This is a genomic window from Leclercia sp. AS011 (assembly GCF_037152535.1).
GTDB lineage: Bacteria > Pseudomonadota > Gammaproteobacteria > Enterobacterales > Enterobacteriaceae > Enterobacter.
Genome location: NZ_JBBCMA010000001.1, coordinates 149,439 through 162,693, shown reverse-complemented (window position 1 = coordinate 162,693; position 13,255 = coordinate 149,439). Strand labels below are relative to the sequence as shown.

The 13,255-nt window shown below is 56.1% G+C and carries 13 protein-coding genes; 6 read left to right on the top strand and 7 right to left on the bottom strand.

Annotation, left to right across the window (positions count from 1 at the left end; genetic code table 11):
- Positions 1–59 precede the first annotated feature (59 nt).
- A complete protein-coding gene (gene xapA, locus WFO70_RS00730) occupies positions 60–893 on the bottom strand; it encodes a xanthosine phosphorylase (protein WP_337014078.1) in 834 nt (277 codons plus the stop codon).
- A gap of 137 nt (positions 894–1,030) precedes the next feature.
- Entirely contained in the window at positions 1,031–1,960 is a 930-nt protein-coding gene (locus tag WFO70_RS00725; RefSeq protein ID WP_337014076.1) for a LysR family transcriptional regulator, read from the bottom strand.
- 89 nt (positions 1,961–2,049) lie between these two features.
- On the opposite strand from WFO70_RS00725, the gene WFO70_RS00720 reads away from it, so the two are divergent.
- Positions 2,050–3,048, top strand: coding sequence for a bile acid:sodium symporter family protein (locus WFO70_RS00720; RefSeq protein WP_337014074.1), 999 nt, complete (start codon positions 2,050–2,052; stop codon positions 3,046–3,048).
- Here the strand turns inward: WFO70_RS00720 and WFO70_RS00715 are convergent.
- From WFO70_RS00715 to zipA, 3 genes are all read right to left on the bottom strand, one after another.
- A complete protein-coding gene (locus WFO70_RS00715) occupies positions 3,045–3,260 on the bottom strand; it encodes a DUF3820 family protein (RefSeq protein WP_032612964.1) in 216 nt (71 codons plus the stop codon). The two genes, WFO70_RS00720 and WFO70_RS00715, sit on opposite strands and share 4 nt — an antisense overlap.
- 1 nt (position 3,261) lies before the next feature.
- On the bottom strand, positions 3,262–5,277 hold the full coding sequence (ligA, locus tag WFO70_RS00710) for an NAD-dependent DNA ligase LigA (RefSeq protein ID WP_337014072.1): 2,016 nt from the start codon (positions 5,275–5,277) through the stop codon (positions 3,262–3,264).
- A gap of 71 nt (positions 5,278–5,348) precedes the next feature.
- Positions 5,349–6,338 (bottom strand): cell division protein ZipA, encoded by a 990-nt coding sequence (gene zipA / locus WFO70_RS00705; RefSeq protein ID WP_337014070.1) that lies wholly within the window; start codon positions 6,336–6,338, stop codon positions 5,349–5,351.
- A gap of 230 nt (positions 6,339–6,568) precedes the next feature.
- On the opposite strand from zipA, the gene cysZ reads away from it, so the two are divergent.
- The 5 genes from cysZ to crr all read left to right on the top strand — a co-directional run bounded on the left by cysZ (position 6,569) and on the right by crr (position 11,413).
- Positions 6,569–7,330: a sulfate transporter CysZ gene (gene cysZ, locus WFO70_RS00700; RefSeq protein WP_337014068.1), complete on the top strand. Its 762-nt coding sequence runs from the start codon at positions 6,569–6,571 to the stop codon at positions 7,328–7,330.
- Between the two features lie 154 nt (positions 7,331–7,484).
- Positions 7,485–8,456: a cysteine synthase A gene (gene cysK, locus WFO70_RS00695; RefSeq protein ID WP_106994669.1), complete on the top strand. Its 972-nt coding sequence runs from the start codon at positions 7,485–7,487 to the stop codon at positions 8,454–8,456.
- Between the two features lie 379 nt (positions 8,457–8,835).
- On the top strand, positions 8,836–9,093 hold the full coding sequence (gene ptsH / locus WFO70_RS00690) for a phosphocarrier protein Hpr (RefSeq protein WP_000487600.1): 258 nt from the start codon (positions 8,836–8,838) through the stop codon (positions 9,091–9,093).
- 45 nt (positions 9,094–9,138) lie between these two features.
- Positions 9,139–10,866 (top strand): phosphoenolpyruvate-protein phosphotransferase PtsI, encoded by a 1,728-nt coding sequence (gene ptsI / locus WFO70_RS00685; protein ID WP_142486637.1) that lies wholly within the window; start codon positions 9,139–9,141, stop codon positions 10,864–10,866.
- Positions 10,867–10,909: 43 nt separating this feature from the next.
- Entirely contained in the window at positions 10,910–11,413 is a 504-nt protein-coding gene (gene crr / locus WFO70_RS00680; RefSeq protein ID WP_032612978.1) for a PTS glucose transporter subunit IIA, read from the top strand.
- A 48-nt stretch (positions 11,414–11,461) separates the two neighbouring features.
- On the opposite strand, the gene pdxK is transcribed toward crr, so the two are convergent.
- Positions 11,462–12,298 (bottom strand): pyridoxine/pyridoxal/pyridoxamine kinase, encoded by an 837-nt coding sequence (gene pdxK, locus WFO70_RS00675; protein ID WP_337014065.1) that lies wholly within the window; start codon positions 12,296–12,298, stop codon positions 11,462–11,464.
- A gap of 5 nt (positions 12,299–12,303) precedes the next feature.
- Positions 12,304–13,215, bottom strand: coding sequence for a cysteine synthase CysM (gene cysM, locus WFO70_RS00670; RefSeq protein ID WP_337014063.1), 912 nt, complete (start codon positions 13,213–13,215; stop codon positions 12,304–12,306).
- Positions 13,216–13,255 lie beyond the last annotated feature (40 nt).

The following is a 13,255-nucleotide window of genomic DNA, read 5'->3' as shown; positions in this document are numbered from 1 at the left end:
TTTCGTGTTCCTTGCCGTAGGGTAAGACCCCGCGCTGGGGGTCCTTATTATTATGGGATTCAGGCCAGCTTGCGTAAGAAGCTGCAGATGAGAGTAATAAAGTTTTGCCGCGAAAGTTCAGCCGCCGCCAGGGTTTGTGCATGGGAAAGCCTGATGTCACCCAGCCCTTCGGCCAGATTGGTAATAGCCGAAACGGCTACCACCTTAAGCCCGCAGTGACGCGCGCTGATCACCTCGGGTACTACTGACATTCCCACTACGTCACCGCCAAACATCTGCATCATGCGGATCTCTGCCGCCGTTTCGAAGTTCGGTCCCGGATAGGAGACGAAGACCCCTTCGGTCAGCGGGAATCCTTCTTCTGCCGCCACAGTCTGAAGTACGGCGCGATAATCCGCATCGTAGGCATTCGCCAGCGAGAAGAAACGTTCGCCAAAGCGTTCATCGTTCAAGCCAACCATCGGGGTGCCCGGCATGGTGTTGATGTGATCGCTGAGCGCGACCAGGCTGCCCGGCCCCACTTCCGGACGCAGAGAACCTGCTGCATTGGTGCAAAACAGCAGCTCGCAACCCAGCAGCTTAAGCGTGCGAATGGCATCAGTCATGATGGTCATGCCGCGGCCTTCGTAAAAATGCCCACGCCCCTTCATGCAAGCAACGGGCACACCGGCCAGATGGCCGAGGACCAGTTCTCCGGCGTGCCCATGAACGGTACTGACCGGGAAACCCGGCAGCTTCTCGTAAGAGATAGCCACCGCGTCTTCAATTTGTTCTGCCAGGGCCCCCAACCCTGAGCCAAGAATAAACGCCACGCGCGGCGTAAAGTCAGGTTTGTAACCACGAATAATGTCAGCGCTATGCCAGGGATTTTGGGAAAGAGGAGAGTGGCTCATGCGGGATCCTTCAGGCTAAGTAATTGAAACAGAAATTGAGTACCTTCCTGTTATAGCGAGAGTAGATAACCCGTGACCAATACACTTTCTCGTGTTGATCGATAGCGTTTTGGTATTGATGCCACAGCAAAAATGCGTTAACAGATCCGGTACAGCGGATCCTCTGCACGGCCTGCGGTTAAGGCGCCTGCCTGCAATCTTGCGACATCCCACAAGGCCTGTGCTGCGGTCGATAACGAGCGATTTTTGCGCCGGACCAGCATCAGCTGTCGTTCCACCACCGGAGTGAGGCGTTTCACCCGCAAATGGCTTCCCTGAGGCAGGGGTAACGCCAGCGCCGGTAATACGCTGATGCCAATCCCGGCCTCCACCATCGGAAACAGAGTGGCCGGATGCCCTATCTCCTGCACGATGTTCGCGACGACGGAGAATCGCGCCAGGGCAGCGTCGATCAGCGGTCGGCTACCGGAGGCGTAGTCCTGTAACACCAGTCGTTGATGCTGAAGTTCCTGCCAGCTCACCTCTTCCCGCCCGGCAAATGAATGGTCGTCACGACATAACAGCAGGAAGGGTTCGGACAACACCGTTTCGCACTCTAAATCTGTCACCGGACCCGGATCGATAACAATCCCGAAATCCACCTCCCCCTGGCGGATGCTCTCCAGCACCCATTGTTGGGGTCGATCGTGCAGCACAAAATTGATATCCGGATACTGACGATTACTCTGGGCGATGCAGTGTGGAATGAGATGCGCAGAAATGGTCTGGCTGGCGGCGACGCGCACCGTTCCGGAGAGCTGCTGCCCTACTCTGCCCACGTCCCGCAGGGTGCTGGAAAGCTCATCGAGGATCCTCTCCAGCCGGGCCGCCAGCTGATGACCCGCCTCGGTAAGCATCACTTCCCGGGTGGTTCTGTCGATCAGCCGCACGCCGGTCTGCTGCTCCAGCTCTTTCACGCTGTGGCTGACCGCCGACTGACTCAGGCCGATAATCTCCCCGGCACGGCTAAAACTTTTCGCCTGTGCGACGGTGACAAACACACGCAGCTGTCGTAACGAGTAATTCATCTGTTTTGCTCATGAATTAATGCAATAAATCAATTTTATTTCTCAAAAGGAAGAAAGCACAATAGCGCTATCTGTTTTCAGGAGTGTTTATGAAACTTTTCCGCATTCTCGATCCGTTCACTATCACCCTTATCGTGGTTGTCCTGCTCGCCTCCTTCTTCCCTGCCCAGGGTGGCTTTGTGCCCTTTTTTGAAGGTCTCACCACTGCCGCCATCGCGCTGCTGTTCTTTATGCACGGGGCAAAACTCTCCCGGGAAGCGATTATCTCAGGCGGTAGCCACTGGCGACTGCATCTGTGGGTAATGTGTAGCACCTTCGTTGTCTTCCCGGCGCTGGGCGTGCTGTTTGCCTGGTGGGCACCGGTTAACGTCGATCCGACTCTCTATACCGGCTTCCTGTACCTCTGTATTTTGCCGGCCACGGTGCAGTCTGCGATTGCCTTTACCTCCATGGCGGGTGGCAACGTGGCGGCGGCCGTCTGTTCGGCGTCCGCCTCCAGCCTGCTGGGGATTTTCCTCTCGCCGCTGCTGGTTGGGCTGGTGATGGACATGCACGGCGCGGAGGGCAGTCTGGAGCAGGTGGGCAAAATCATGCTGCAACTGCTGCTGCCGTTCGTGCTGGGGCATCTTTCCCGCCCGTGGATCGGGGGCTTTGTGGCGAAGCATAAGAAGTGGATTGCCAAAACCGATCAGTCATCGATTCTGCTGGTGGTTTATTCCGCCTTCAGCGAAGCCGTGGTCAATGGGATCTGGCATAAAGTCGGGATCGGGTCGCTGCTGTTTATCGTGGTGGTGAGCCTGGTACTGCTGGCGATTGTGATTGCGATTAACATTTTTGCCGCACGCCGCTTCGGGTTCAACAAAGCCGATGAAATTACCATCGTCTTCTGTGGGTCGAAAAAGAGCCTGGCGAACGGGATCCCGATGGCCAATATTCTGTTTCCGACCTCGGTGATTGGGATGATGGTGCTGCCGCTGATGATCTTCCACCAGCTGCAGCTCATGATTTGCGCGGTCATGGCGCGTCGCTACAAACGCCAGACCGACGAGTTGCAGGCCCGGGAACAGGCCAGCACGGCGAAGGTTTAAGGACGACGCAGGGGCTGAACCAGCTGGGTCAGCCCTTCGGTTTTAATCAGTAACGTGAGCGCCATCAGCTCGCCAAGATGCCCGGCAGGAAACTCATCCTTCCGGGCAAACCACAGCAGATACTCTTCCGGCACATCAATCAGCCGACGGCCTTTATACTTTCCGAACGGCATCTCGGTATTGGCTATCTCAATAAGCTGCGCTTTATCCACGTTACTCTCCTAACAGACGCAGCATCTCTGCTTCATCAATCACGTCAATCCCCAGCTCCTGCGCCTTCGCCAGCTTTGAGCCCGCCGCTTCCCCGGCAATCACCAGGTCGGTTTTCTTCGACACGCTGCCCGCCACTTTAGCCCCCAGCGCCACCAGCCGCGCTTTAGCATCATCGCGTGAAAGCTGGCTCAGGCTGCCGGTCAGCACCACGGTTTTCCCGGCGAAGGGGCTGTCGATCTCTTCGGCGTTAACAACCACCGGCGCGGGCCAGCGAATACCTTCGTTAAGCAGCTGGCCGATCACCTCGCGGTTGCTCTCTTCCGAGAAGAAGTTGAAGACATGCGTCGCCACCACAATGCCCACGTCCGGCACCTTTTGCAGCTCGTCAATCGTCGCCTTTTCAAGCGCCTCCAGGGTTCCAAAGTACGCCGCCAGACCCGCCGCGGTCGCCTCTCCGACTTCACGGATACCCAGCGCATAGAGGAAACGGGCAAAGGTGGTGTCTTTGGATTTTTCCAGTGCGTCGGCCACGTTCTGCGCGGATTTTGGCCCCATCCGATCCAGCCCGGTCAGCTTACCCGGTGTCAGGCGGAACAGGTCAGCCGGCGTGTGGACATACTCTTTCTCAACCAGCTGGTCGATGATTTTGTCGCCCATGCCGTCGACGTCCATCGCCCGGCGAGAGACGAAGTGCTTCAGGGACTCTTTGCGCTGGGCTCCGCAGACTAAACCACCGGTACAGCGGGCGACGGCCTCACCTTCGACGCGTTCAACGTCGGAGCCGCACACCGGGCAGTGGGTCGGGAATTCGACCGCGCGCGTGTCCTCAGGACGTTCTGACTCCACCACGTTAACCACCTGCGGGATCACATCCCCGGCCCGGCGGATAACCACTTTATCGCCAATACGCAGCCCCAGACGGTCGATCTCATCGGCGTTATGCAGTGTCGCGTTGCTGACCAGCACCCCGGCGACCTGGACGGGCTCCAGACGCGCCACCGGCGTGATCGCCCCGGTACGCCCGACCTGGAACTCGACGTCGCGCACGAAGGTCATCTGCTCCTGGGCCGGGAACTTAAAGGCGACCGCCCAGCGAGGCGCACGGGCGACAAAGCCCAGCTGCTCCTGCAGTGCGAGGGAGTTAACTTTGATTACCACCCCGTCGATATCGAAGCCCAGCGTCGGGCGGTCAGCTTCGACCTGGCGATAAAACGCCAGTACCGCCTCCGGTGAGTCGCACAGCTGGACGCGGTTACTGACCGGCAGCCCCCAGGCCTTAAATTGCAGCAGGCGGCCCAGATGGGTATCGGGCAGCTCGCCCCCCTCCAGAATGCCTACGCCGTAGCAGAAGAAGGTCAGCGGTCGCTTCGCGGTGATGCGCGGGTCCAGCTGGCGCAGCGAACCTGCAGCGGCGTTGCGCGGGTTAGCGAAGATTTTCCCGCCGGTGCGGCGCGCCTCTTCGTTAATTTTTTCAAAGCCCGCCTGCGGCAGGAACACTTCCCCGCGCACTTCCAGGCGGGCCGGAATATTCTCGCCATGCAGCTTAAGCGGGATGGCGCGGATGGTGCGCACGTTGGTGGTAATGTCCTCGCCGGTGGTGCCGTCGCCGCGGGTTGCCGCCCGGGTCATCACCCCGTTTTCATACAGAATGCTGACGGCCAGGCCATCCAGCTTCAGCTCGCAGCACCAGCTCAGGGCATCGGTCTGCTTGAGGCGATCCTGGACGCGCTTGTTGAAGGCGAGGAAGCTCTCTTCGTCGAAAACGTTATCCAGCGACAGCATCGGCACTTCATGACGCACCTGGCTGAAAAAGGCCAGCGGCGTGGCACCGACACGCTGGGTCGGTGAGTCCGGCGTAATTAAATCGGGACGCTGGGCTTCCAGCTCCCGCAGCTCCCGCATCAGACGGTCATATTCCGCGTCCGGCACTTCGGGCGCATCCATCACATGATAGAGATATTCATGGTGGCGAAGCGTGGTTCGCAGTTCGGTAAGTTGTTGTTCGATTGAGTCCATGTGTCGCACCATTAATGAGAAAAACCCCCGACATGCGGGGGTTGAGGAGGTGTGAAACAAAACGCGGAAGTTTACGCGTTAGCTTCTTTAACTTCGCGGATACGGTCCTGATACTCGCGCAGTTTCTGCGGGGTCATCATTCGACGCTGATCGTCGAGCACCATACCGCCAACTTCGTCTGCGATATGCTGAGCAGACTGCAGCATCAGCTTAAAGTTTTGCAGCTCATCGCCATACGACGGCACCTGCATAAAGATGGTAATGCCCGGGGTGGTGAAATCACCGGTCATCTCCGGATCAAAGGTACCCGGGTTAACCATGTTCGCCAGGCTGAACAGCGAAGGACCGCTTCCGTCCGGGCTCAGGTGGCGATGGAAGATGTTCATATCGCCATATTTAAAGCCCGCCTGATGGATGCTGTTGAGCAGCACTTCGCCATTGATGGTGGTGCCCTGATGGGCCGCCACGCTCATGACAATCACCGTCTCTTTGCGCTGCGGTTTTTCAACCACTGGCGCCGCTTCGACGACCGGCTCCGGCTCAACAGCAGGCGCGGGAGCAGGTTGCGGCTGCGGTGCTGGCGCGACAGGCTGAGGGGCCTGCTGCACGACCGGCTGCGGTTCAGGCTGAGCGGCATACGGAGGCTGCTGCACCGGCTGTTGCACCGGTTGCTGACGCACAGGCTGATGCTGCTGCGGTTGCGGTTGCGGCTGGTGTACCGGCTCGACCACTGGCTGCGGTGCAGCGGGACGTGGCTGAGCAGATGCGTAAGGCGGCTGGTACTGATGCTGCGGAGGCTGACGAGGCGCTTCTTGCTCCCCATGGCCTGCGCCGGGCGCAGTGTTGGCCCGATGAACGCGTACTTCACCCACACCCTCGTCTTCCGTTTCTTCGATATCGTCATCGCTATCGTCGTCACGAGTAGACTTCATGCGCTTCAGTGGGCGATCGCGAAACATAGAAGAGCGCTCTTTACGGCTGGTCCAGAACCCATGGACCAGTAAAGCGATTATGGCGATCGCGCCAACAATGATTAATATCAGACGCAAATCCTGCATCATTATATTCTCTGTTGTTCTAACACCTTGCCACCACGGCAAACATTTACTCACTAAGAGTATTTGCCGATTACGTCAAGTGCAAGTGTATGCGGAGCATTCGCAGCATAAAGATGAACTAAATCGTGCTTTTTGCTGTTTTTTCGAACATTTCCGAACTGGTCAACGGGCCGCAACTGGCTAATATAGGCAGGCAATTTCACTGGTTGTGATAAAAGGAGCTCAACCTGGTTATGGTTTCATCAACATCTTCCCCTCCCCGCAGCGGCGTCTGGTACTTTTCTCAAGGCTGGAAACTGGTCTCGCTGCCGGGCATCCGGCGCTTTGTGATCCTCCCGCTGCTGATTAACATTCTGCTGATGGGCGGTGCCTTCTGGTGGCTGTTCACCCGGCTGGACACCTGGATCCCGGCGCTCATGAGCTACGTCCCCGACTGGCTGCAGTGGCTGAGCTATCTGCTGTGGCCGGTGGCGATCGTCTCGGTGTTGCTGGTGTTTGGCTACTTTTTCTCAACCCTGGCTAACTGGATAGCCGCGCCGTTTAACGGCCTGCTGGCTGAACAACTGGAAGCGCGACTGACGGGGGCCACGCCGCCGGACACCGGCGTGCTGGGGATCATGAAAGATCTGCCGCGCATTATGAAGCGCGAATGGCAGAAGTTCGCCTGGTACCTGCCCCGCGCCATCGTGCTGCTGATCCTCTACTTTATTCCGGGTATCGGACAGACGGTGGCCCCGGTGCTCTGGTTCCTGTTCAGCGCCTGGATGCTGGCGATCCAGTACTGCGACTACCCGTTCGATAACCATAAGGTTCCGTTCAAAGAGATGCGCAGCGCCCTGCGTGCCCGCAAAATGACCAACATGCAATTTGGCGCGCTCACCAGCCTGTTTACCATGATCCCGCTCCTCAATCTGTTCATCATGCCGGTGGCGGTGTGCGGTGCGACGGCGATGTGGGTCGACTGTTACCGTAATAAACACGCCTTGTGGAAATAAGTTAAATAAAGGGATGGCTTATGCCATCCCTTATTCCATACTGGATAGCATTATTTCTCATCAGCATATAGATATGCGAATTCCTTACTTCCCCATACTTATGCAACAGGTATGCTGGGTCGGTATCCCAATTTCAAACAGTTAAGGACAGGCCATGAGTAAGATTTTTGAAGACAACTCGCTGACTATCGGTCACACGCCCCTGGTTCGACTGAACCGTATCGGTAATGGACGCATTCTGGCGAAGGTAGAATCTCGTAACCCAAGCTTCAGCGTAAAATGCCGTATCGGTGCCAATATGATTTGGGATGCGGAAAAGCGTGGCGTGTTGAAACCTGGCGTTGAGCTGGTTGAGCCAACCAGCGGTAACACCGGTATTGCTCTGGCCTACGTCGCTGCCGCGCGCGGTTACAAGCTGACGCTGACCATGCCTGAAACCATGAGTATCGAACGCCGCAAGCTGCTGAAAGCGCTGGGTGCGAACCTGGTGTTAACCGAAGGCGCAAAAGGGATGAAGGGCGCGATTCAGAAAGCGGAAGAGATTGTGGCCAGCGATCCGGCCAAATACCTGCTGCTGCAGCAGTTCAGCAACCCGGCTAACCCGGAGATCCACGAGAAGACTACCGGTCCGGAAATCTGGGAAGATACCGACGGTCAGGTTGATGTCTTTATTTCCGGCGTGGGTACCGGCGGTACGCTGACCGGCGTGTCTCGCTATATTAAAGGCACAAAAGGCAAAAAAGATCTGATTACCGTTGCGGTTGAACCTACCGACTCGCCGGTCATTGCTCAGGCGCTGGCCGGTGAAGAGCTGAAACCTGGCCCGCATAAAATTCAGGGTATCGGCGCAGGCTTTATTCCGGGCAACCTGGATCTGAAACTGATTGATAAAGTGGTGGCTATCACCAACGATGAAGCCATCTCTACTGCCCGTCGACTGATGGAAGAAGAGGGTATTCTGGCGGGGATCTCTTCCGGTGCTGCCGTTGCCGCAGCGCTGCAGTTACTTGAAGATGAAACCTTTACCAATAAGAATATCGTGGTTATTCTTCCCTCCTCGGGTGAGCGTTATTTGAGTACTGCACTGTTTGCCGATCTCTTCACAGAGAAAGAGCTGCAACAGTAGTACCAGAATGTAAATATCGCGTAAAAAAGCACCCATTCGGGTGCTTTTTTGTGGCCTGCTTCAAAGTTTTATCTCGTCTGGCATTGCTTCACCCTGTTAGCTCTGGTATTTAAGCTGGCAATTATTTTGAAGCTCGAAATTAATCGATACATGAATTCCCGCTGCTGAATCGATTTTATGATTTGGTTCAAGTCTTGCTTTCGCGGCATAATGTTTAATGTCGAACGAGACGTCAGCAGCCTGACATGCCAGTACCGGAATACGTTTGACACATCTGTGCCTCGTGCCGTTAAGCCGGTGCTAACTATACAGGCTAAAGTCCTGCCGCCAGGCTAGACTTTAGTTCCACAACACTAAACCAATAAGTTGGGGAAATACAATGTTCCAGCAAGAAGTTACCATTACCGCTCCGAACGGTCTGCACACCCGCCCTGCTGCTCAGTTTGTTAAAGAAGCGAAAGGCTTCACTTCTGAGATCACTGTGACTTCCAACGGCAAAAGCGCGAGCGCAAAAAGCCTGTTCAAACTGCAGACTCTGGGCCTGACTCAGGGCACTGTTGTGACCATCTCCGCAGAAGGCGAAGACGAGCAGAAAGCAGTTGAGCATCTGGTAAAACTGATGGCTGAGCTCGAGTAAGTATCCGGGTTCTTTGTAAAAATCAGTCACAAGTAAGGTAGGGTTATGATTTCAGGCATTTTAGCATCCCCGGGTATCGCTTTCGGCAAAGCACTGCTGCTGAAAGAAGACGAGATCGTCATCGACCGGAAAAAAATTTCTGCTGATAAGGTAAATCAGGAAGTTGAACGTTTTCTGAGTGGCCGTGCAAAAGCATCTGCGCAGCTGGAAACGATTAAAACTAAAGCTGGCGAAACTTTCGGTGAAGAAAAAGAAGCCATCTTCGAAGGGCACATCATGTTGCTCGAAGATGAGGAGCTGGAGCAGGAAATCATAGCCCTGATTAAAGATAAAGGCATGACGGCCGACGCGGCTGCCCATGAAGTTATCGAAGGTCAGGCGACTGCCCTGGAAGAGCTGGACGATGAATACCTGAAAGAGCGTGCGGCTGACGTGCGTGATATCGGTAAGCGCCTGCTGCGTAACATCCTCGGCCTGGCCATCATCGATCTGAGCGCGATTCAGGACGAAGTGATCCTGGTTGCTGCTGACCTGACCCCGTCAGAAACCGCACAGCTGAACCTGAACAAGGTGCTGGGTTTCATTACTGACGCCGGCGGCCGTACCTCCCACACCTCTATCATGGCGCGTTCTCTGGAACTGCCTGCCATCGTGGGTACCGGTAGCGTGACCGCGCAGGTTAAAAACGACGACTATCTGATTCTGGATGCCGTAAACAATCTGGTTTACGTCAACCCAACGAACGACCAAATCGAACAGCTGCGTGCCGTTCAGGAACAGGTTGCCACCGAGAAAGCCGAACTGGCTAAACTGAAAGATCTGCCAGCGATCACGCTGGACGGCCATCAGGTTGAAGTTTGTGCCAACATCGGTACCGTACGTGACGTTGACGGTGCTGAGCGCAACGGCGCAGAAGGTGTAGGCCTGTACCGTACCGAATTCCTGTTCATGGATCGTGACGCCCTGCCAACCGAAGAAGAGCAGTTTGCTGCTTATAAAGCCGTTGCTGAAGCATGCGGTTCGCAGGCGGTTATCGTCCGTACCATGGACATTGGCGGCGACAAAGAGCTGCCGTACATGAACTTCCCGAAAGAAGAGAACCCGTTCCTGGGCTGGCGTGCCGTGCGTATCGCCATGGATCGTAAAGAGATCCTGCGCGACCAGGTCCGTGCCATCCTGCGTGCTTCCGCTTTCGGTAAACTGCGTATCATGTTCCCAATGATCATCTCTGTTGAAGAAGTGCGTGCACTGAAGAAAGAGATCGAAATCTACAAACAGGAACTGCGCGACGAAGGTAAAGCCTTCGACGAAGCTATCGAAGTTGGCGTTATGGTGGAAACCCCAGCCGCAGCCACGATTGCTCGTCATTTAGCGAAAGAAGTCGATTTCTTTAGTATTGGTACCAACGATTTAACCCAGTACACCCTGGCAGTTGACCGTGGTAATGATATGATTTCACATCTTTACCAGCCAATGTCCCCGTCCGTGCTGACGCTTATCAAGCAAGTTATTGATGCTTCTCATGCCGAAGGCAAATGGACTGGTATGTGTGGTGAGCTTGCAGGCGACGAACGTGCTACACTTCTGTTGCTGGGTATGGGTCTGGACGAGTTCTCAATGAGTGCCATTTCCATCCCGCGCATTAAGAAGATTATCCGTAACACGAACTTCGAAGATGCGAAGGTATTAGCAGAGCAGGCTCTTGCTCAACCGACAACGGACGAGTTAATGACGCTGGTTAACAAGTTCATTGAAGAAAAAACAATCTGCTAATCCACGAGATGCGGCCCAATTTACTGCTTAGGAGAGATGGCTAATGGGGTTATTTAGTAAACTGTTCGGTGACAAAGGCAACAGCGACACCGGAACTATTGAGATTGTTGCTCCGCTGTCTGGTGAAATCGTCAACATCGAAGACGTGCCGGATGTCGTGTTTGCAGAGAAAATTGTTGGTGATGGCATTGCTATCAAACCGACCGGTAACAAAATGGTTGCACCGGTTGATGGTACCATCGGTAAGATTTTTGAAACCAACCACGCATTTTCTATCGAATCTGATAGCGGTATTGAGCTGTTCGTTCACTTCGGTATCGACACCGTCGAGCTGAAAGGCGAAGGCTTCAAGCGTATCGCTGAAGAAGGCCAGCGCGTTAAAGTTGGCGACCCGGTCATTGAATTCGATCTGCCACTGCTGGAAGAGAAAGCCAAGTCTACCCTGACTCCGGTTGTTATCTCCAACATGGACGAAATCAAAGAACTGATCAAACTGTCCGGCAGCGTTACCGTGGGTGAAACCCCGGTTATCCGCATCAAGAAGTAATTTCTTGCCGCACAGAAAAATGGCGCCTTCGGGCGCCATTTTTATTTGTCAGGCTGGCAGAACCAGCTCGTCGTAACCTTTCTCCTGGGTGTACTGCATCACCAGCGTCACCCTGTCCCCTGCCCGGCTTATTGCAGCCGCCACACTCTCCCCCTGTACCAGGGCGCTTATCAGCTCGGAACAGAACAGATCCCCGGTGCCTTTCAGATCGGCCTGGATGCGCGGATGGGCGCTGACCGTCACGTTGTCGTGGGAGACCAGCACCACGTGGATGCTGTCGGTATCACCGGCAACCGGCGCGCTGGTGATCGCCACCCACTGCAGGGTATCGGACAGCAGCCCTCGGGCGGCAGCGATGGCGCTGGCATTGTCCCGGCACGGCTTGCCGCTCAGCACTTCCAGCTCGTAGACGTTCGGGGTGATCCCCTGGGCCAGCGGCAGCAGGTGCTGGCGGTAAGCTTGCGGGATCTCCGGTTTGACGTAGGTTCCGCTGTCGGTGTCACCAATCACCGGGTCCACCAGGATCAGTACATCGGGATGCTGCGCCTTGACCGCGCGCAGCCACTCCGCCAGCAGGGCAATCTGGCTGGCGCTGCCCATGTAGCCGGTGGTGACCGCCTTCAGTTCACGCAGCACGTCGCGCTCGCCCAGCGCTTTCAGGTAGCCGCTGAACCACTCGTCGGGGATCACCCCGCCGTAAAAGGTGTCGTAGTGTGGGGTATTGCTGAACAGCACCGTCGGGATCGCCGTCACGTTAAGGTGATGCTGACGAATGTTGGGTACCGCAATGCTGTTACCGACGCTGCCGTACACCACCTGGGACTGAACCGCCACAATATCGGTCTGCTGCGCCCGGGTTTTGTCCCGGAATAAAATCATTTCCATAGCCTTTAGATCCCTGCGCCCTGCGCATAGCTCTCCTCACCAAACACGCCGGTAGAGAGGTAGCGATCCCCGCGATCGCAGATGATCGCCACTACCACCGCCCCCGGCGTTGCCGCGGCAACCCGCAGAGCGCCGGCTACCGCGCCGCCAGAACTGACGCCGCAGAAGACCCCTTCACGCACGGCCAGTTCACGCATGGTATTTTCCGCCTCGCGCTGATGAATATCCAGCACCTGGTCCACCAGCGAGGCATTAAAGATCCCCGGCATGTACTCCGCAGGCCAGCGACGAATACCCGGAATGCTGCTGCCCTCTTCAGGCTGCAGGCCGACAATAGTGACCGCCTTTTCCTGCTCGCGCAGAAAACGGGAGACGCCGGTAATGGTGCCGGTGGTGCCCATACTGGAGACGAAATGGGTGATGCGACCTGCGGTCTGCTGCCAGATTTCCGGGCCGGTGGTGGTGTAATGTGCGTACGGGTTGTCGGGATTGTTGAACTGATCCAGCAGTCGGCCTTCGCCGCGGTTCGCCATCTCGAGGGCCAGATCCCGGGCCCCCTCCATCCCCTGCTCTTTGCTGACCAGAATAAGCTCGGCACCATAGGCCAGCATCGCGGCACGGCGCTCCTGGCTCATGTTATCCGGCATCAGCAGCTTCATGCGATAGCCTTTGAGGGCGGCAATCATCGCCAGCGCAATGCCGGTGTTCCCGCTGGTCGCTTCGATCAGCACATCGCCTGGTTTGATTTCGCCGCGCTTTTCCGCCTGGACAATCATCGACAGCGCCGCGCGATCTTTGACCGACCCCGCCGGGTTATTGCCTTCCAGTTTGATCCAGATTTCGCTGCCGTTGTCCGGCCCCATGCGCTGCAGTTTGATCAGAGGGGTGTTGCCGATGGTTTGTTCGAGTGTGTTCACGATATTTACTCAATAAAAAAGCCGGGTGGCGCTTTGCTTA